The organism is Collinsella aerofaciens (genome assembly GCF_027679495.1).
In the GTDB taxonomy this organism is placed as follows: Bacteria; Actinomycetota; Coriobacteriia; order Coriobacteriales; family Coriobacteriaceae; genus Collinsella; species Collinsella aerofaciens_AK.
The window spans coordinates 15,743-36,552 of record NZ_JAQEKC010000003.1; the positions used below are offsets into that span (position 1 = coordinate 15,743).

The 20,810-nt window shown below is 56.6% G+C and carries 16 protein-coding genes and 1 tRNA gene; 4 read left to right on the plus strand and 13 right to left on the minus strand.

The genetic code is table 11. The annotated features are described in order from the left end of the window. The 13 genes from PGW49_RS01665 to PGW49_RS01730 all read right to left on the minus strand — a co-directional run bounded on the left by PGW49_RS01665 (position 1) and on the right by PGW49_RS01730 (position 13,237). Positions 1 to 1,275 carry a hypothetical protein gene (locus tag PGW49_RS01665; RefSeq protein ID WP_270225227.1) on the minus strand — a complete coding sequence of 425 codons (1,275 nt, stop codon included), beginning with the start codon at positions 1,273 to 1,275 and terminating at the stop codon, positions 1 to 3. 94 nt (positions 1,276 to 1,369) lie between these two features. Further along, entirely contained in the window at positions 1,370 to 2,647 is a 1,278-nt protein-coding gene (locus PGW49_RS01670; RefSeq protein WP_055287332.1) for a glycosyltransferase family protein, read from the minus strand. Position 2,648: 1 nt separating this feature from the next. Next, a complete protein-coding gene (locus PGW49_RS01675; protein ID WP_082421944.1) occupies positions 2,649 to 3,587 on the minus strand; it encodes a glycosyltransferase in 939 nt (312 codons plus the stop codon). Positions 3,588 to 3,633: 46 nt separating this feature from the next. After that, complete coding sequence (locus tag PGW49_RS01680) at positions 3,634 to 4,722, minus strand: Coenzyme F420 hydrogenase/dehydrogenase, beta subunit C-terminal domain (RefSeq protein WP_035138278.1); 1,089 nt, start codon at positions 4,720 to 4,722, stop codon at positions 3,634 to 3,636. A gap of 43 nt (positions 4,723 to 4,765) precedes the next feature. Beyond that, positions 4,766 to 5,869, minus strand: coding sequence for a polysaccharide pyruvyl transferase family protein (locus PGW49_RS01690; protein WP_270225341.1), 1,104 nt, complete (start codon positions 5,867 to 5,869; stop codon positions 4,766 to 4,768). Positions 5,870 to 5,941: 72 nt separating this feature from the next. Continuing rightward, the gene (locus tag PGW49_RS01695) at positions 5,942 to 7,078 is read right to left on the minus strand and encodes a radical SAM protein (RefSeq protein WP_035138273.1); all 1,137 of its coding nucleotides are present in this window, start codon (positions 7,076 to 7,078) and stop codon (positions 5,942 to 5,944) included. 3 nt (positions 7,079 to 7,081) lie between these two features. Then, entirely contained in the window at positions 7,082 to 8,365 is a 1,284-nt protein-coding gene (locus PGW49_RS01700; RefSeq protein ID WP_270225228.1) for a glycosyltransferase family 4 protein, read from the minus strand. Next, on the minus strand, positions 8,365 to 9,468 hold the full coding sequence (locus tag PGW49_RS01705; RefSeq protein ID WP_270225230.1) for a glycosyltransferase family 4 protein: 1,104 nt from the start codon (positions 9,466 to 9,468) through the stop codon (positions 8,365 to 8,367). Before PGW49_RS01705 ends, PGW49_RS01700 begins: the two co-directional genes overlap by 1 nt. A 1-nt stretch (position 9,469) precedes the next feature. Next, positions 9,470 to 10,264, minus strand: a complete 795-nt coding sequence (locus PGW49_RS01710; RefSeq protein ID WP_216595141.1) for a sugar transferase — start codon at positions 10,262 to 10,264, stop codon at positions 9,470 to 9,472. A gap of 53 nt (positions 10,265 to 10,317) precedes the next feature. Beyond that, on the minus strand, positions 10,318 to 10,869 hold the full coding sequence (gene loaP, locus PGW49_RS01715; protein ID WP_270225235.1) for an antiterminator LoaP: 552 nt from the start codon (positions 10,867 to 10,869) through the stop codon (positions 10,318 to 10,320). Between the two features lie 780 nt (positions 10,870 to 11,649). Next, positions 11,650 to 11,725, minus strand: a tRNA-Ala gene (locus PGW49_RS01720). Between the two features lie 171 nt (positions 11,726 to 11,896). Continuing rightward, positions 11,897 to 12,538, minus strand: a complete 642-nt coding sequence (locus PGW49_RS01725; protein WP_270225238.1) for a thiamine diphosphokinase — start codon at positions 12,536 to 12,538, stop codon at positions 11,897 to 11,899. A 9-nt stretch (positions 12,539 to 12,547) separates the two neighbouring features. Next, positions 12,548 to 13,237 carry an HAD family hydrolase gene (locus PGW49_RS01730; RefSeq protein WP_270225240.1) on the minus strand — a complete coding sequence of 230 codons (690 nt, stop codon included), beginning with the start codon at positions 13,235 to 13,237 and terminating at the stop codon, positions 12,548 to 12,550. A gap of 331 nt (positions 13,238 to 13,568) precedes the next feature. On the opposite strand from PGW49_RS01730, the gene glgB reads away from it, so the two are divergent. The 4 genes from glgB (at position 13,569) to glgD (ending at position 20,739) form a co-directional block, all read left to right on the plus strand. Next, the gene (glgB, locus tag PGW49_RS01735) at positions 13,569 to 15,830 is read left to right on the plus strand and encodes a 1,4-alpha-glucan branching protein GlgB (RefSeq protein ID WP_270225342.1); all 2,262 of its coding nucleotides are present in this window, start codon (positions 13,569 to 13,571) and stop codon (positions 15,828 to 15,830) included. Positions 15,831 to 15,924: 94 nt separating this feature from the next. Next, the gene (locus PGW49_RS01740) at positions 15,925 to 18,351 is read left to right on the plus strand and encodes a glycogen/starch/alpha-glucan phosphorylase (protein ID WP_270225241.1); all 2,427 of its coding nucleotides are present in this window, start codon (positions 15,925 to 15,927) and stop codon (positions 18,349 to 18,351) included. A 107-nt stretch (positions 18,352 to 18,458) separates the two neighbouring features. Continuing rightward, positions 18,459 to 19,607, plus strand: a complete 1,149-nt coding sequence (locus PGW49_RS01745) for a glucose-1-phosphate adenylyltransferase (RefSeq protein WP_270225243.1) — start codon at positions 18,459 to 18,461, stop codon at positions 19,605 to 19,607. 4 nt (positions 19,608 to 19,611) lie between these two features. Further along, positions 19,612 to 20,739 (plus strand): glucose-1-phosphate adenylyltransferase subunit GlgD, encoded by a 1,128-nt coding sequence (glgD, locus tag PGW49_RS01750; RefSeq protein WP_215673514.1) that lies wholly within the window; start codon positions 19,612 to 19,614, stop codon positions 20,737 to 20,739. Positions 20,740 to 20,810: the final 71 nt, after the last annotated feature.

The window sequence follows — 20,810 nt, forward strand, 5'->3', positions numbered from 1 at the left end:
TCAAACCTGTTCTTCGTCTCTATCAATAATCAAATAGTCTGCAGCCGAGGAATTCCACGACCAAGCCAGCGCTCCACAGAGCAGCAGTAGGCACAAGCAGCAGTTCACCCTTGTAAAGCACTGCGTATACAGAAAGTTAATAAGAATTGTTAGCAAAAGGAGCAAACGAACAATCCGGCCATTAGATCCTTTTTCCTGCTCCATAAACTCACTAACCACGGAGTGGAAAAACGCTACATACGCTGCCGTCTCCCAAACCCCCATGAGAATCAAGAAAGACCCCATATCCGCTTGACCAAAGTGGTTAAACGACATGAACCCGGACGCGTAGAAGCTTGAGGCTCCAAGACCCTCTCCGAGACTCCATGTAGCCGGTCTCAAGAGAGCGAAGCCGATGATAGCAATCCTCTCGTTACTGCCGTCGGCAGCAGTACCGACGGAAGCTGAACTGCCAACCATATCGAACAGACCAAACACTTGCGTATCCACGAGGATCTGGAACGCAGGCACCAAGACGTATGCAATTGTCAGGATAAAATACAAGGCGACAAGCCAAAAGAAGGGACCCGAAACATCCGCTTCTCCTCTCATGACTGAAATAAGCCAGAACATCACTAAAACGAGAGGAAGGATTATGAAGAGCGCCTTATTATCGTTGAGTGTCGCAAGATAGAAGGACAGGACGATAAGGCAGACGTTGTAAGCGATGGCAAGGGATGGCCAGAGAGGACCCCGAAGCCTCCTAATCCAGACGAAGTTGTAGAGCACGACGAATGAAGTGTAAAGGGCCACCGCATGGACGGACGCATAAGAGAACAGGCCGGAGATATTGTCCTCGAAGTAACTGATGTCGTTCGTTGTCGCAGCGATCATCCCATGGGTAGAGTACTGGATAAACATGATCGCCATATTGAGAAGCAATATGGCGTTGAAGACCGGAAAACCTGCATCAAAGAGTCCAAGAAGAAAATCCCTCTTGTTAGTGACCAAAAGAAAGAAGTAAAGCGTATAGACAAACGGGTAGAGGAGCAGCAAAATATTCGCCCTAAACGTTTCCATATTGCCACCCAAGAGGGCACCAGACAGCCACCCTGCAACGGTAATCAGCCCAAGTAGTAGCGCTCTACCGCTATATTTCCATCCGGAGAAGAGCGCCCTCACGCAAATCATGCCGGTAATTACCCAGTTGAGGTATCGCCCCAGACCATAGTACTCAAGGAAGAAAACCTGCGCCAAGATACCTATAACGATCGTCGCATCCGCCAGGTCACCCATGCAAACGGTTAGAACGCCTTGCTTATTAGGGAGATACCAACGACCTCTTCGACCAGCCCGCTCCTCCGCTTTATTTATAACGAGCCTCGCATGCCTATGATCTTGCATTGAGTACCTCCAGCAGCACACGTTCAATCAGCCTCGTGTGCATGTGAACTCCCGTGTTGAGACCTACCGAGGAGCATGGAAGCAGGTCTACGATCTCATCTGAATCGACAAGATCGAGCGGACCAGGCTTTCCGCTCCTGAAACGATTGACCTCCCTGATAAGCCGGCTCTTATCCCTAAACAGCCCGATTAGCTCCTCCTCGTTATTCAGCACCAAACCGGACCCATGCTCAACGACAAAGTCGGCGACATTGCCTGCACATGCACTCGAAATCGTATAAGCGTTTGCGGAGTAAGATTCCATACAGGTGTAGCTATAGGTCTCTGGACAAGATGGCCACATGACAACGATGGCAATCTCGCACTCCCTGAGAGAGTCGGTCATGGCATTTGGGTGCTTCTCATCAAATTCGACAAACCGCTTGTTCATCCCTGGATACATATCGTTCGAGCTGTTGAAGACGAAGAACTCGTACTCTTGTTCATCGACCGCAGATACGAGGCGAAGCCAGGTCTCCCAGCCCTTTGTCTTCCTCGGCATCCCCAGAAAGGCAACCCTGATGCGCTCCCCTGCGTTCAGAGGACGTCTGTTGCCCAGATACTCTCCAAGCAGCTTTTGGTGCGGTATTACATCAACAAGGCCCTCGTATTGGGGCCTGAATGAGAGAAACCGATTCTTCGTATAGGTCGAAGGTGCAACAAAACGGAGATTTTTGATGGAGTCAAACAGCCCTTGGATCTTCGACTCCACACGAAGGCTGTTACTGAAGTGGGGGCATTTCTCGCAGGGAGCGTCGCCGAGCCTTGAGCTGTCACAAAAGCCGCTCCTATTTTGGAGGTTATAGCTTGTACAACACAGGTAATAGTCGTGGAGAAAGGCCCTGACCGGTGTTTTGCCTGTAACTTTTAGCAGTTCGGAGACTTTCTCAAGGCTCACGTACAGAAGGTGGTGGATATGAAGCTCAAGAAGGCTGAAGCCGCTTTTTTGCCAGCTGCAAAGGGCCTCGCACACCTGGGCAATACTGAAAACACCAGCCTCCACCCCGTCGACCGTAACCCCGAATTCGCAAAATAGCATCTGGTCGTCCCTGAACAGGGTCTTCTTAACCGAGTGGAGATAGACGTAACTTATGCCGTGCGACGCCATGGCCTGCTGACTCGCCATAATAGCCTTTGGGGTGCCGGTCTTGTCCTTGAGATAGTCGCAAAAGGCAAGCGCTAGGACGTACCCACTATTGTGCGGTTTGGGGATGCTTTTACTCATATCATCGCTTCCCAAACAAGAGGAGAGATCTATTGAAAAGGCCCTCTTGTAGACTGCCGAAATTCAGCCTCGAAGAGAAAGAAACCCTGCACCTAGCCATGAAAGAAGCGTCCATTTTCGATACCAACTCTCCAAGAGCACGCTCTGGAGGAAGAATGCAGTCGGAATAAGTTGAAAGAAGTCCAGTAACTTGCTTTGCAAGAGTAATCTCTCGCGGATGACAAAAACTATTGATTTTCTCAATCACTTTAGATGGTAAATCAGTACTCACACCGACCACATTACGACCATGCTGGCGATATCCCATATGAGGAGAAGCATCGAAAACAATCCGATAACCCAGCAGCACGCATAGATTAGCTATCAGCTTATCATGCATGATGACGGGATGGGGCAGCTCATGCAAGCAAACAACTTCCCAAATACGCCTATCAAATACTTGCGTACATCCCATAGGTGACCCAATGCAAAGCTGGTTGAGAGGGTCGTTATCTCGATAAGATATGCACCTTTGTTGCCCATAGGTTAACCGGCCCATCTCATTACCAGCTGAATCTACAAGTCTTGAATTGCAATGATAAAGAGCCAAATTCTCCTGCTTCTTAAGCTGTTTAATCGCAGTTATCAGTTTATCGCTATCCCAAATATCATCTTGGTCGGAAAACGCATAGTAATCAGCTTCGGGAGCATTCCGCAACAACGTCAAAAACCCTAAAGCAGGTCCTAGGTTTTCTCCTGTTAACAAAGTCAGACTGCCCTCATCTGCATAGCGCTGCAGAAGATCACGAGTACCATCAGATGACCCGTCATCACGGACAAAAAGACGTACGTCAACTTCAGCCTGCGAGAGAATGCTGTCAATTTGTTCTGAAATAAATGGGATGCCGTTGTATGACGCCATTAATACGACGCACTTTGGCACCTTGGAATTACTCAACATATGGATTACCTTATCATTAATGCCTAAAGCAAACGCTCTCGATGTGTTAACCCCTGAGCAAACCCAGTGCAAGCAGTATATCCTTGACCAAGTACTTGGCGCAGTCTTTTGGCCTCGCCCTGAGAACGAGTCGGTTAACCCGTACCCCGTTACGAAAGCCGTCCATAAAGGTATTTCTTTCTATAGGCTTCGTCGAAGGACGTTGAAGCTGTTCATTGTTGGCCACAGCTAGACCAGGATCAACCGGCAAAAGCTCAAGGTCCGTCATTTCTAACAGTTCTCGACCCTTGTCTGTCTGCACAAGTGCGAGGGATATCCCGTTCGCGACCTCATCAGAAAGCTCGCTACCCCATGAATCGCCAAGCGTAATATCGGAGACACGATCACCCTTGGCGTAGCGGCAGGAGTAGCAGCCTTCCGTATACGGTAAACCCGAGAGGAAAGCAATCGAGTAGCGATCGCGGACACCCGTCCTACCCACAGTTTCAGCTCCGCGATAGCGGAGCTGAAACTGGACTTTCTTTCGAAAGTCCAGTATCAGCTCATTAGACAGGTTGTTACCTGTCTCTTCCAAGAATCGGCTCAGGACCTTGGGGGACGGTGAACCATGACAGATAAGGTCGATGGTGTAAAGGGAATCGGCTAAACGGCTTCCAACGAAGTTACGCATCGCAGCAACCTGACAAGGAAGACCGATAAAGAGAACCCTTTGACCACCTTGCAGGGCCTCCCTAACCTCGCGGTACGCACCAAGCGGATTGCTTTTGACGTATTTGGAGCCTTGGGCCCTCCTCAAGTAATCCGCATCAGAAGTGAGGTGGAACCGGAACTCACCGCCCTCCTGTGCACATGAACACACTAATCCATTTGACGCCACAAACGCCTCCGAGATGGCCGTAGCCAGACCCCCGGACGAAGATGACATTCTGAGCGATGTATCTTTCGCCCACCCCTGTAGCCACTCGAGAGGACGCAACGAAGATGGGGATACCATCTGGGGACACGTTTTCTCGCACAGTCCACATCCCACGCACCTTGTAGGATCAATACGGGCGTTATACGCCTCAATCGTATCCTCAATGGCAATCGCTCCATGTCGGCATGAATCGACGCAGGCCATACAGCCAGCGCACATATCCTTCTTGCATACCGTCCTAGTGCCAACGTTTGACAATGCCCTACTCCTCAATCATGCTCTTGAGCTGCGCTAGGGACTTCTCCCTCTCCGCACCCATCACGTCGTTGACCCGACCAAAGTCAATCTGCTTGGATGCTAACTCGACATCATCTAGATTCTGAAGCACTCTGTCCGTGAGGTCCGTGAGTCGCAGAATACTCACGTTCCTGCTCGAGGTTCCGTTCTTGGGCAGCACTTCTACCAGCGGCGTATTGAGATTTATGGCAAAAGCCGTACCGTGGAACGAGTCCGTGACTAGGCATGCTGCGTTGTCGACATACGAGAGAAACTCAGCAAGCGTCGGCAGCCACTTGAACTTGCCCTCGCGTGAGGCCTGGTGCAGGCTTGCGGAGATCCGTATCAGGGGCAAGCCAAGCTTTTTGGCAACCTTCACGGCGTACTGCCCCACCGTCGGGTCGCTGTGAATCTGGTAGACGAGGATGTATTCGCCCTTCGGGGCAGGTGCCGTCATCCTTCTCCACGCCTCGCCATCAAGCAGCAGCGTGGGATCGACAACCTGTCCGGCCTCTATGCCCCACGAGGCAAGCTGCTCGCGCGCGGCATCCTCGCGTACGAACACGGCCTCATATGCTCGAAGGTCCTCGAGAAACCTGGGGCGCACGCTATCCGGGATATTCTTCTTACCAAAGCTTGCCGCATATGAGATGCGCCTTGCGCCCTCGGGAGCAAACTCAAGCGCGTATGACAGGTCGTATGCGCCCGAGCTGATGGGACCCCACACCTGATCGCTTCCAGTCATATAGACATCGGCCTTGGGCGGATTAGCCTTCAGCTCCTCCAGGGATGCATAGTGAGGGCTCATCTTAAGCAGCTGGGAACGCTCACGCGCAAACCGCTTGCCCGCCACCCTTGTCTCAGGCTCCATCAGAAGTCTGTAGACAGACTTCTTCAACGGGTTCCCGTTCCAGGACGGCTTTGTCGAAAGAAGCGTCCTCACCTGCTGGGATACGTCCTCACAAGCAGGTACATAGTCCATAATCTCGAACTCATGCCCCAAGCTCTCTACCGCTCGTTGTGTCGCATATGCCTGGAGCAGGGAGCCATAATTAGAGATTGCGTGCCTGGTTATGCAGGATACTTTCACGTGTTTCCTCCGATTGATATCGAGCAACCGCTATTTCTGAATTTTTGCATTCGATTTTTCCACCCGGCTGCACTACAGCGCCTCCTCAGTCTCGTACACGTGCGCGTCGGCTCGGCTTGCGTCGGAAAGGCCGTCGTTGATCGCGGCGTGCATGTCGCAGGTGGAAAGAGCGTCCAGCTCCTCCTTCGTCACCTTGCCCGACTCGTAGTCGCGCACGATGGGGAGCTCGTGCATGTCGAACTTCTTGCCGGGCTTGAGCTTGTGCGCCAGCACCCACGACGCGGGTTTCCAGATGTACTTGTGCATGGCAGGAGACACGGAGCCGATCATCCAGCAGTTGCGGTCGCAGTGGCGCACGCAGCCGCGCACTTTCTCGGCCTGGGCGCTCTCCCACAACTCATCCCAAGACTCGTCGTTAAGGTTGCCCATAACGAGCTTCTCCTTGGTGCCGTTGCAGGGCATGACGTCGCCGTAGGGGTCGATGAAGAACGTGTCGAACGCCATATCGCACGGGAGCAGGCGCTTCTGCCCATAGATGTAGTTGATGAGGCCCATGTTGAAGTACGCGCGGAACCACTTCTTGGGCTCGTTGGACTTGAGGAGCTCGTTTACCAGGTCCTCGAAGTTCTGGGCCACCATGGGACGGTCCTTGATGATGTTCTTCGCCTCGACAAAGTAGAAGCTGTTGTGCAGGCTGGCGGTGGCGAACTCCATGCCGAGCTCGTCGGAAAGCTTGTACAGCGGCACCAAGTCCGCAGCGTTGCGATCCTGCACCGTCATGCCAAAGCCCACGTCCGGGTGCTTCATTTCCACGAGCTTCTTGAGCGTCTCGTAGCCGCGGTTGAAGCCGTTCTGGAGACCGCGGATCTCATCGTTGGTCTGCTGCAGACCCTCGATGGAGATGCGGATTCCCACCTGGGGGAATTCCTCGGCAAGGGCGATGATGCGGTCGGTGAAGAAGCCGTTGGTGGAGATGACGATGCGGTCGGACTTCTTGTACAGCTCGCGCACGATATCCGCAAGGTCGGTCCTGATGAAGGGCTCGCCACCGGTGATGTTGGTGAAGTACATGCGCGGGAGCTTCTTGATCACGTCGAGGGAGAGCTCCTCCTCCGGACGGCTGGGAGCCTTGTAGCGGTTGCACATGGTGCAGCGCGCGTTGCAGCGGTACGTTACGATTACGGTTCCGTTGAGTTTCTTCTCGGCCATGGGTTAGGCCACCACCTTCCGGTCAATTAGTTCTTGATACAGGGAGACGAGATTCCGGATGTATTTCTCTTGATTACAGTTCTCTGCCACGAATGAACGGCAATGCGCGCTCATCGCGGCGTAAGCCGCAGGATCGGCGGCCACCGCCGCACCCCTACGGATTGCATCTGCGAGTCCTGCCTCATCGTGGGCTTCAGCCAGGAAGCCCGTTTCACCCTCACGTACCAGCTCGGGTATTCCGCCCATGTTCGTACCGATAACGGGCTTGCCCGCGGCGAGTGCCTCGAGAACCGCATATGGCGCGTTCTCGAGCCACTCTGACGGCGCAGCCGCCAGAGTGGCTCGATTCACAAGTCCGCGCAGGGCGTCACCGGTTTTATATCCAACCAGCTCAATCCTCGAGCTTATTTCGTTTGGCATTGCGGAAACTTTGACCTTCACAGCATCACATTCAGGGCCATCGCCTGCAATAACAAGACGCCAATCAGGGATCACCGGTGCCGCCTTCTCAAAAGCATGCACGAGCGTTAACACGCCTTTCTCGCGAGAAAGGCGTCCCAGATACAGCATGTAGGGATCTTCATTATTTTGGTTGGCAACTTCCCGTGACATCGAATCGGGATTCAGGAAATTCCGCATGAGGACAAGCTGACGCTCGGGAAGCCCCGCTTCAATAAACTTGTTCCGCATGAACTCACTCGGGCAGATGATGCGATCGAGACGTGAATAGGTTTTGTGCCGTTTAAGCCACTCCGCCTCAGCCACCGCTAACGCGCTTTTTGCGATCGAACCCTTTACGCACTTCTTCTTAAGGCAATTGCCAAAATGACCCTCGAGACATGAATCGCAAACGTTGCCCTCGGAATCAAGCATAAGATAGCTCGGGCAAGCAAGAATCAAGTCGTGCGAGGTATACACAACCGGCGTTGGATGCTGCTTTAGCCAAGGAGCGTCCAAGATGGAAAACGTAATCTGCCTATGAGTGAGATTGAGATGGATTACATCGGGCTGGAATTCACGGCACAGCGCATCGAACTTCTCGCGCGCCTCTTTGGAATACACAAGTGCCTGCGCGGCCTTCGCCTTATCGACAATAGAGCTCGGTCCGTTATAGTCGCGATTCGTTACAAAGTAACGCGACCACTCAGTCGGCTCATTACGCTCATCCTCCATGCTGAAGAAGGCAACTTCATGCCCAAGAGCGCGAAGACCATCGGCAAGAGCAAAGTAGTACGTCTCGCTTCCACCCTTGCGCCAATGAAACTTATTTACAAGAAGGATCTTCATTACGCAACACCCTCATACAAAGCAAGCGTCCTTTGGACGACGCTGTTCCAGTCATAGCCATTAATCGCGCGGTCACGTGCCATGGCGCCCAGCCTCTCCGCTTGGGCAGAATCCGCTATCAGGCCTTCAAGCACGTCGCGCAGCGCCCCCGCGTCTCCGTGTGGGAACGTGAGCCCGCAACCCTGCAGAACATCCGCGCACTCGGGAATATCCGAGGTAACGCATGCCGCACCGTGAGACAAGGCCTCCAGCAAGCTCATGGGCAGGCCCTCAACGTCGGAGGGGAGCACGTAGCAATACGCGTTGGAGTACAGCTCGGAGAGCAGGTTGCCCTCAACGTGGCCGGTAAAGAGCGCGCGGGGGTCGGACGCGGCAGCCTCTTTGAGCGCCACGGCGTAGTCGTCCGTATCGGAGGAGTCGCCCGCGATAACCAGGCGCTTATCCGTCTTTACCTGCTTGTACGCCTCCACCAACAGTTCCGGTCGCTTCTCGGGCACAATGCGACCGAGGTAGAGGACATAGGAGCCCTGGGTGAGCCCAAAGCGCTCGGAGATCTCCTTCGCGGGAAGATCCGCCTCGGGAGTGATGCCGTTGGGAATGAGCGTAGCCTCGCGGCCGTAAGCCTCCTTGAAGTACTCCTGATTGCCCCGGGAAAGCACGATGAGCGCATCCGCGCACTTGGCCGCCGTCGCCTCGCCGAACTTGATGTACTTGGAAGCCAAGCCGCCCCATTTTGCACGCTGCCAGTCCAGGCCGTGGATCGTTGCCACGGTCCTGATGTCCGCGGAACGCGCAAAACGAAGGGGGACACACGGCCCCTCTGCGTGATAGTGAATTACGTCTGCCCCGTCTTTGATGGCGGCCCTTGTTGCGGCAAAGCTGCTCGTGAGCGCAGAGAGCCCCTTGATGTCCAGAGCCTTTACGGGAACGATGCGGTAGCCATCCTTCTCGTAGGGCTCGGAAGGAGCTCCTTCGCCCATACGGTCGTAGCAGGTTACTTGGTGACCAAGGTCTGCCATACGGCGAGCAAGCTCGCCTACCACCACTTCTACGCCGCCCTCGCGCGAACCCGTTCTCTTTTGGCCTATCATGGCGATGCGCATGCTACACGGCACCTTCCCCAGAGAACATCGTCTTCAGCGTGCCGAATATCAACCGCAGGTCCTGGCGCAGGCTGCGATTCTCTATATAGTCAAGATCCAGCTCAACCATTTCGTTGAAGCCCAGGTAGCTGCGGCCCATTACCTGCCAAGGACCGCTGCAGCCGGGTTTTACCGCCAGGCGCTTCATGTCGTGCTCGCTGTACAGGGCAACCTCGCGCGGCAGGCCGGGGCGCGGGCCAATGAGGTTCATTTGGCCCAAGAACACGTTGATGAGCTGGGGCAGCTCGTCGATGCTGTGCTTGCGAATGAAGTTACCCACACCGGGAATAATGCGCGGGTCGTGCTTCATTTTAAACATGGGGCCAGTGGCCTCGTTTTGGGCCTGCAAGTCCTTGAGCATTTGGTCTGCGTTGGGAACCATGCTGCGGAACTTGTAGATCTTAAACAGGTAGAACGTGCCGTCTTTGCGCACGCGGCCCACGCGCCACTGTGAATATAGGGGGCTGGCGCCCGGGCTCTTTATGCAAATGACCACGCTCAGAATTACCCCGGGAATAAAGAGCAACACCAGGGCTCCGCCGGCGGCGACAATGTCCACCGTACGCTTAACAACGCGGTAGAGCCTGTGCCCAAGCTCGGGCTTCACGCCGGAGTTGGCACCGCGCAGCATCTTGTACGCTTCTTCGTTTGTAAGGTAATCCCCCGCAGCTCCGGCTGCGGCAGTGACGGAATTCGCCGTGGCGGCCGTGCGCGTCTCCCGCGCGCCCTGTGCCATGGTCATCATCGTAGGCTCCAAGAGCCCCTCCCCCGATACTTTTTGCCTTCGGTCGTCCGCTTGCGAGCTTGCAGCTAGGCGATCGCTCTTCTGCGATTGCGCATAACGCGCTGCTCTTTTGAAAGCACCGCAAGGCCAACGCGGGTGGTTACGCGTCGGCCGCACAAGTCGAGCTCCAAATAAGCAGTGCTCTTGCGTCTGTTAATGGTTTTGATAAGGCCTTCGTGGCCCAGCAGCGGACCTGCCGTCACTACGACCCGGTCACCGTCTTTTAGGGCCTCACTCATGGGCACTACGCGGTCTCCCCTATGCGTAAAGCCGCCAATAAGCTGGACCTCTTCTTTTGCCAGCGGCACAAACTGACCGTCCTGGGATAACACCCGGGCAAAGTCGTCCATACGCAGCAGATACTGTTGCACGGTGCGGGGATCTGCCGTATCGCAGATAAGGTAACCGGGAAAGAGCGGCTTGGTCGTATCGACCCATTCGCCGTGTACTTTAATCTCGGTTTGAAATTGGGGATAAAAGAGCTCCTGCATGGCACCAGCCGGCACCATACGCTCGATGCGCTCGCGCATTACGTCTTCGCGACCGTTAATGACCTGGATCACATACCACACGAGCACCACCCCCTTGCTGTCTTACGTGTGGCTCACGGGGTTTGGGTATGGCTTCGCCAGGGCGCTTGTGCGCAAAGGCGCTCCATATTCAAACCCTGAGCCCAGTCAGACAAGCACGTGGCTCTGCCCCACCGTGAACGGTATGTATAGAAGCAGTTGCTAGAGTCGCGGACGTGTATCGCAAAAATAACCGCGACCCCAGCTGGCTGCGTGCGACCCAGTCAAGCGGGTACAAAACTGAACTGCACGCAAACAGCTGCAGGACTGCTGTGGTTTGCCGAACGCAACTTATTGCACAGCGTAATGCGAACTTATAAAAAGCCACAAAAACTAATGCAAAATCGCGCATGGCAATCGATATTGGAGCTCGTGGTGTTTCTGGCACCGCCGTTACGGCCGGATGCTGATCGACCCTGCGCTTTGCAACTTGCTGGAGCCGCGAGCACAGATGAACTCATGTAACGTTAGGCATCCTAGCACAAGCTGTTAGTGAAACTGATTTGGCTTGTGGAGGACAACTTATCGTTCATTTAACGTGTTCAAGTGGGTTGTTTTGGGATGTTGTTCACATTGATGCAGGTTATTGAGGTACTGGCGGTGATTAGGGACGTTCCTGAAGCCCATATGGAGCGGCGACCTACACTGATAATCGCGTTTGTCTAACAAACTATGTACAGACATGGGAAAAAATTGTGCAACTTTTTGTTGATGTGGAAGGGGTTTCTGCGCGAGGTGTTTTGGCATGAAAAAAGGCCTTCGTAATACTGAAGGCCTTTGCATTCACGATGGTGGAGACGAGGGGGATCGAACCCCTGACCTCTTGACTGCCAGTCAAGCGCTCTCCCAGCTGAGCTACGCCCCCGTGACGAGGAGATACTATAGGGGAAGATTCTTAGTTGTGCAAGAAGTTTTTTTGGGTTGATTCTCGCACTTACGGGTTTTCCTGGGACGGGGCTGAATTGACTGATTATGACTTCGGCAAAATCAGTCAATTCAGCCCACCGTCCCGATAAAACCCTCACGCGGCGGCACCTTACTTGTAGAGGTAAGCGATTGCGGTTCCTTGGTGGACTTGGATCTTGGCCGTTTTCCGGACGACATTAGAGATGCCCGTGTCAGCCAAGAGTCCTAGGGGGGAATGATTTAGTTCCCATTCTAGGCCGCGCTCGCTTACCTCGGTGTTGGGGGCAATGGCGATGATGGAGAACGTTTTGCCTTCGGCGCTTTCGATGGTCCACGATTCGCCAGCGCGAAGGATACGGGCGACTACCTTGTCCTCGGCAATCCAGACTGCGGCGTCATCGTAGCCTGCAAGCAACCCCAGTACGGAAAGCGCCATATCAGGACGGCCACCCGTGGTGCAGGTCGCAACCACGTCGGCACCCGGCCAACGACGGCGAACGGAATCGAGCGCTAGCGCCAGATCGGTATAGTCCTTGTAGGGATTGTGGCGCTCTACTTCGAAGTCTTTGGCGGCTTCGACTAGCGCTCGGCCCTTATCGCTAACCGTGTCGGCGTCCCCTACATATACATCGCAGCCCAGTTCCGCGCCCAGCAGCGCATCGAGTCCGCGGTCCACGGCGACAACGTGGTCGCACTCCCCCGCCAGCTGACGCAGCAAATCCGCGCTCGCCACCACGGGCGAGCCGCAGACCACTAACACCTTACAAGCCACAGCTCTCGCCTATCCCTCAAACGTAAGAACGCGGGCCAGATCCAGTTCCTCATAGCTATCGATAAAGATGTCGCAGTTGGCACGCACCTCATCGCGCTCCATACGGCCGTGCGGGTCATAGATACCCACGCGCTTAAAGCCTGCAGTGCCAGAGCTCTTTAGGCCAAAGACGGCGTCCTCAAACACCCAGGCGCGCTCAAACTTGCAGCCGTGGCGCTCCTCAAGGCGGCGCAGCGCCAGCTCATACACATCGGGGAACTGCTTGGAGCGGCCCGCCTCGCCCGTCGTGGTAATAAACTCCATATAGCGATCAAGGCCGGCGCCCGCAAGTGCAGACTTAACCAACTCGGCGGGCGTGGACGTGGCAACGCACATGGCAATACCGGCCTCCTGCGCCTGCTTCAAAAATGCAAGCAGGCCCTCACGCGGCGGCACCTTGGAGTAGCCATCGATCAGGATGTCGCTCAGCTCGTGGTAGAGCTCTTCGCCATTTTCGCCAATACCCCAGATGTCGTGGTAGGCCTGGCACTCATCCTCGAGCGACAAATGCTCAAACTGAGCAAAATCATCGACCGTCACGTCAACTCCGTGGCGGTGCAATAACTCGGGCTGGGCATAAGCCCAAACGGGGGTGCTATTAACCAGCGTGCCGTCGCAATCGAAAATAAAAGCAACCTTGGGAGCGGCGGTATGGGACATAAACGAACCTTTCGATGTCAAATGGTAAACAACCTGCTAAAAACGTTTTACCAAACGTCAGCCTAACATTTTTGAAACCCTAATTGGTAAAACTGTCAAGAGTTTTACCACGGCAATTCTGCCAGTGGTATAAACATGTCGCTTACCGATTAAACGCCCCCGCAAATCCGCTTTCGTCCATAAAACTAACGCACAGGTGTTATCGTAGTTTCTGCCGAAAGTTCCACCGAGCACGCGAGGTGGAACGAATCACAGAAACTTCGCCGTCCCTTCGATTCGTGCAGCCTTGGACCTTTCGCATCTAGTCACCAAGGCAACACGCTGCCGCGTCATGATGGGATCAAACGTGAGCGATACAAAGCTAAAGCCAACGGCTAAAAAGCCCGCAACCCGTAAAGCCGCCCCGCACGCACCGGAGCTCACCAAAGACGATGTCTATTTGTTTGGCATTGGCACGTGGGAGCGCAGCTGGGAAAAGATGGGCGCGCATCCCGATACGCAGAACCGTACGCGTGGCTGGCGCTTTTGCGTTTGGGCGCCTGACGTAAAGAGTGTCCATGTCATTGGCGAATTTAACGACTGGGATGAGCAAGCCAACCCGCTGGTGCCCGTGCATACGAGCGCTATTTGGGAAGGCTTTATTCCTGGCGCCGAGCAGGGCCAGCTCTATAAATATCTCATCGAGACCAACGAGGGCGAGAAGCTCTACAAGGCCGATCCGTATGCCTTTAAGGCCGAGTGCCCTCCGGGTACCGCGAGCGTGCTGTGGACCCTCGATGGCTACAAGTGGAATGACGCCGCGTGGCTCAAGCGCCGCGCCGGCCACAACCACATGTCGCAGCCGCTTAACATCTACGAGGTGCATATTGGCTCGTGGAAGCGCCACGGCGACGCGCCGCAGGGCGAGCCGGACGAGTACGGCAACTACCCCGGCCCCATGGATCCCTTCCCCGCCCAGCGCGGCGAGTTCTACACCTACGACGACCTGTCGGTGGAGCTCGTGGACTATGTGCGCGACATGGGCTATACGCATATCGAGGTCATGCCGCTCATGGAACACCCCTTCGACGGCTCCTGGGGCTACCAGACGACCGGCTACTACGCCGCCACGTCGCGCTACGGCAACCCGCAGCAGCTCATGCACTTTATCGATGCGTGCCACGAGGCGGGCATCGGCGTGATCATGGACTGGGTGCCCGGCGGTTTTTGCGCCGACTCCCACGGCCTTGCCACCTTTAACGGCCATATGCTGTTTGAGCACGAGATTCACCCCAACTGGGGCACGCATAAGTTTGACTTCGCCCGCGGCGAGGTCCGCTCCTTCCTGGTCTCCAACGTGCTGTACTGGCTCGAGAACTTCCACGTTGACGGCATTCGCATGGACGGCGTGTCCAGCATGCTGTACCTCAACTTTGGCATCGACGATCCGGGGCAAAAGAAGTTCAACAAGTACGGTACCGAGGAGGACCTGGACGCCAGCGCGTTTATCCGTCAGGTCAACTGCGCCGTGGAGGCTCACTACCCCGACGTGATGATGATGGCCGAGGAGTCTACTGCGTGGCCGCTCGTAACCTACCCGCCGCAGGACGGCGGCCTGGGCTTCCATTACAAGTGGGACATGGGCTGGATGAACGACACCCTGCACTACATGCAGACCGATTTTCCGTGGCGCCCTGGCAACCACGGGCTGCTCACGTTCTCCATCATGTACGCCTTTACCGAGAACTTCATTTGCCCGCTCAGCCATGACGAGGTCGTGCACGGCAAGTGCTCGCTCATCGGCCGCATGCCGGGCGACTGGTGGCGCCAGTTTGCCGGCCTGCGCACGCTGGCCTTCTACCAGATGACGCACCCCGGTGCAAAGCTCAACTTTATGGGCAACGAGATCGGCCAGTTTATTGAGTGGCGCTACTACGAGTCCATCCAGTGGTTCCTGACCGAGGAGTATGAGACTCACCGTCATCATCAGGCGTTTATCAAGGCGCTCAACCACCTTTACACCGCCGAGCCCGCCCTGTACGAGCGCGGCTACACCGACGACGGCTTTACCTGGATCGACGCGGATAACTCCAAGCAGTCCATCGTGAGCTTCGTGCGTCAGGGCGAGGACGTCAATGACGACCTAGTGATTCTGATCAACTTTGATCCGGCAAGTTACGAGAGCTTCCGTGTGGGCGTGCCGCGCGAGGGTGACTGGGAGGTCATCTTTGATTCCGACCGTCCCGAGTTCGGTGGCAGCGGATACGCCGGTGAGGAGCCCTACACCTGCTCGAGCGAGCCCTATCCCTGGAACGGGCAGATGGACTCCATCGAGATTAAGGTGCCCGGTCTGGCAGGCGTGGTACTTAAGCGCCGCGGTCCCAGCAGCTACAAGCCGCCCGTGGTCGAGGAGCCCAAAAAGGCGACGCGCAAACGTGCGTCCTCGGTGAAGCCCAAGACCGCGGCTGCTAAGAAGGCTCCGGTTAAGGCGAAGGCTGCCAAGCCCTCTGCCAAGGCATCGGCCAAGTCCGCCACGGCCAAGAAGGCAGCCACCAAAAAGACTGCTCCCAAGGCCAAGGCAGCTGCTGTTAAGGCTCATGCCAAGAAAGCGTAACAAAGGCGTTACCACTGTAATTACCCGCCCCGCGGGGGCGTAGGATACAAGTCATAACCGTTCCGGGAGAAACATCCCCGGGGGAAAGGAACGTATGAATAAGATCTTCGACAACAAGCAGGAGTTTACCGAGCTCTATCGCGATGCCGTCATGAGCATCAGCGGCAAGAGCGTTGAGGCCGCCAGCGATCTCGACCGCTTTAACGCCCTGGCCAAGCTCGTGGCCGAGAAGGCCCGCACCGTTGCCACCAAGAGCGACGCCCGCGCGGCGTCCGAGGGCAAGAAGCGCGTGTACTACTTCTCGATCGAGTTTTTGATCGGCCGCCTGCTCGACAACTACCTACTCAACTTTGGCGTGCGCGACATGGTCGCCGAGGCGCTCGACGACATGGGCTTTGACCTGTCCGTCATCGAGAACCAGGAGCCCGATCCGGCGCTGGGCAACGGTGGCCTGGGCCGTCTGGCCGCATGCTTCCTGGATTCCATGGCAGCCGAGGGCATTGCAGGCTACGGCAACGGCATGCGCTACCGCTACGGCCTGTTTAAGCAGGAGATCGTCAACGGCAGTCAGGTCGAGGCCACCGACGAGTGGCTAACCCACGGCTATCCCTGGGAGGTCCGTCGTCAGGACAAGGCCGTGACCATCAAGTTTGGTGGCCATGTTGAGGGTTTTGAGGAGAATGGCCGAACGTTCTACCGCACGGTGGACACGCAGGACATTCTGGCCGTCCCTTATGACATCCCCGTCGTGGGCTATGCCGGCGAGACCGTCAACAAGCTGCGCGTCTGGGCCGCCGAGCCGGTCGAGGAGCACTTCGATCTGGAGGCCTTCAATCGCGGCGACTACGCCCTGGCCGACGCCGAGCGCGCCGAGGCCGAGGCCATCAGCGCCATCCTCTACCCCAACGACGCCGGCGAGCACGGGCGTCTGCTGCGCCTGAAGCAGGAGTACCTGTTTGTATCGGCCGGCATCTACAGCCTGCTCGACACCTTTGAGAAGGAGCACGGCGCGAACTGGGAGCTGCTGCCGCAGTTTGTGGCCATCCACACCAACGACACGCACCCTGCCATGTGCGGCCCCGAGCTCATGCGCATCCTCATCGACGAGAAGAAGCTCGAGTGGGACGACGCCTGGAACATCGTGACGCAGGTCGTGAGCTACACCAACCACACCATCCTGCCCGAGGCTCTGGAGAAGTGGCCCATCGGCACGTTCTCCAAGCTCCTCCCCCGCGTGTACCAGATCATCGACGAGATCAGCCGTCGTTGGCACGAGTCGTTCGACACCACGCAGGAGGGCTGGCAGGAGCGTCTGCGCCAAACCGCCATCCTGTGGGACGGCGAGATTCGCATGGCCAACCTGTCCGTGATCTGCAGCCACAGCGTCAACGGCGTGGCAAAGATCCACTCCGACATCATCAAGAACATCGTGCTCAAGGACTTCTATGCCCTGACGCCCGAGAAGTTCAACAACAAGACCAACGGCATCTCGCACCGTCGCTTCTTTGCCGAGGCCAACCCCACCTACGCCAAGCTCGTGACCGAGGCCATTGGCGACGGCTGGCTCAAGGACGCCTTTGAGCTGGAGAAACTCAAGGAGCTCCAGAACGACACCGAGTTCCTGAAGGCCGTGGGCGCCTCCAAGCGCGCCAACAAGGAGCGTCTGGCTGCCTACGTTAAGGCCGAGACCGGTCTGGTCATTGACCCCAACACCGTCTTCGATGTCCAGGTAAAGCGTTTCCATGCCTACAAGCGCCAGCTCATGAACATCATGAAGGTGATGGACATCTACAACCGTCGCATCGCCGATCCCAACTTCCACGTGACGCCGACGACCTTCATCTTTAGCGGCAAGGCTGCCTCGAGCTACACCTTTGCCAAGGAGACCATCCGCCTGATCAACTCCGTTGCCGACGTCATCAACAACGACGCCCGCGTGAACGAGGTCATGAAGGTTTGCTTTATCCCCAACTTCCGTGTGAGCAACGCCCAGCTCATCTACCCCGCCGCCGAGATCTCGGAGCAGATCTCAACGGCTGGCAAGGAGGCCTCGGGCACGTCCAACATGAAGCTCATGATGAACGGCGCCATTACGCTGGGCACCCTCGACGGCGCCAACATCGAGATCGCCGACCTGGCCGGCCGCGAGAACGAGGCCATCTTTGGCCTGACCGCTCCCGAGGTCGAGCAGCTCTGGGCATCCAACAGCTACTTTGCGTGGGATACCCTCAACGGCGACCGCGAGCGTCTGGGCCGCGTGATGGACGAGCTCAAGGACAACACCTTTGCGGGTCTTTCGGGCAACTTCGAGAGCATCTACAACGAGCTCATGAACAACAACGACCCCGACCTGGTCATGGCCGACTTCCGCAGCTACGTGGATGCATGGGAAAAGCTCACGAACAGCTACGGCGACCAGGAGACCTGGAACCGCAAGGCGCTGCTCAACACCGCCTCCTCGGGCTGGTTCTCGAGCGACCGCACCATTCGCGAGTACCGCGACGAGATCTGGCACGCGTAAAGGCCGCGAGCTCCCCTATGCCAGCACGGCATTACTCGACGGGCGCGACGTTGCGCCACGCCCGTCGCTAATGGGTTTAGGAACATCGATGACAGAAGGAGAAATCGATGAGTAAGAAAGAATGCATCGCGATGCTCCTCGCAGGAGGACAGGGCAGCCGATTGGGGGCACTCACCCAAAAGATCGCCAAGCCGGCGGTTAGCTTTGGTGGCAAGTTCCGCATTATCGACTTTTCGCTGTCCAACTGCTCCAACTCGGGCATCGACACGGTGGGCGTTCTGACGCAGTATCGCCCCTACCTGCTGCATGCCTATGTGGGCTCCGGCGAAGCGTGGGATCTGGACAGCCGCGACGGCGGCGTGTCGATCCTGCCGCCGTACGAAACGCAGACCGGCGGCGCCTGGTATGCGGGCACGGCCGATGCCATCACGCAAAACCTCGACTACATCAAGGCCAACGACCCCAAGTACGTCCTGATTCTTTCGGGCGATCACCTGTATCGCATGGACTACCGCAAGATGCTCAAGACGCACATTGAGAACAACGCCGATCTTACGGTGAGCGTTATGCCCGTGCCGTGGGAGGAGGCCAGCCGCTTTGGCATCCTGACGACCGACCCCGAGGACGGCCGCATCACCAAGTTCACCGAGAAGCCCAATAAGCCCGATTCGAACCTCGCGTCCATGGGCATCTACATCTTCTCGGCCGACGTGCTGATCAACGCGCTCGAGGAGGATGCCCTGGACCAGCGCTCGAGCCACGACTTTGGCAAGGACATCATCCCCAAGCTGCTCGGTGAGGACAAGCGTCTGTACAGCTACGAGTTCCACGGCTTTTGGAAGGATGTCGGCACCATCGCCAGCTTCCACGAGACCTCGATGGACCTGCTGGGCAACAACCCCGAGTTCGATCTGTTCGACAAGCACTTCCCCATCATGTCCAACATCACCACGCGACCGCCGCACTACATTGGTCCGGATGGTCGCCTGGACGACTGCCTGGTCTCCAACGGATGCAAGATCTACGGTACCGCTCGCCACTCGATCCTTTCGACCGATGTCATCATCGAGGAGCGCGCCGTGGTTGAGGACTCCGTGCTGCTGCCGGGTGCGCACGTTAAGAGCGGCGCGCACATCTGCCGCGCTATTTTGGGCGAGAACTCCACGGTCGAAGAGGGCGTGAAGCTCGGCTCTGTCGATACCACCAAGGATACGGCCGTCGTTGGAAATGACGTCGTTATCGGGAAGGGGGAATGATCCGATGATCAATCGCAAGGCCATCGGTTATATCACCGCTAACTACTCTTCGACCTACGGCAGCGTGCTGCTCAAGGACCGCCCCATCGCGTCCGTTCCGTTTTTGGGCCGCTACCGCCTGATCGACTTCCCGCTGTCCAACATGATGAATGCCGGCATTAAGACCGTCGGAGTCGTCATGCCGGGCAACTACCGCTCGCTGATCGACCACGTGGGCTCGGGCAAGGACTGGGGCCTGGACCGCAAGAAGGGCGGCCTGTTCATGGTGCCCGGCAACGCGTATGGCACCACCAAGGGCGGCATGCGCTTCCTGCTGCGCGACATCATCTCCAACAAGACGCTGTTCCAGCGCTCGGACAAGCCCTACGTTGTGATGATGGGCACCAACATCATCTTTAACATGGACCTCAACACCATCATCGAGGCGCACGAGAATTCCGGTGCCCAGATGACCGTGGTGTACTGCAAGGCCACGCGTAACGTCGATGACGAGACCAAGCTGCAGATCAACGAGAACGGCCGCCTGACGGGCGTGAGCGCCGGCGTCGTGTACGGCGACAATGCCTCTATGGACTGCTGCATAGTCAACCGCGAGACGCTGCTCGAGATCATCGACCACTACCAGGCTGCCGACTATCTGGACCTACTCGAGGCGCTCCAGGGCGACTTTGGCAACATCGACGTGTGCAGCTACGAGTACAAGGGCGAGGTCGTGGGCGTGTTTAGCGAGAAGTCGCTGTATCGCCGCAGCATGGACCTGCTCGACCAGACCGTAGCCGACCAGCTCTTTGACCCCGAGCGTCCGATCCTGACCAAGGCTCACGACGTGCCGCCTTCGCGCTATGCGACCGGCAGCCACGCCTGCAACTCGATCATCTCGGCCGGCTGCATCATCAAGGGCACCGTGCGCAACTCGATCCTGTCGCGCGGCGTTGTGGTCGAGGAAGGCGCCTCGGTGACCAACTCGATCATCAACCAGAGCTGCATCATCAAGAGCGGCGCCCGTGTCGAGAATGCCATTCTGGACAAGAACAACGTGGTTCCCACCAACACCGAGCTTCGCGGCACGCCCGAGAACATCCTGGTGCTGGGCAAGGCTCCGTTAACTTCCGACACCACCATCGTACGTTAACGTTGGCACCGCAACATCGCTCGTAACAAGTAGAATAGCCGCCCGGTTCGCGCCTGGCGGCTATTCTCGAA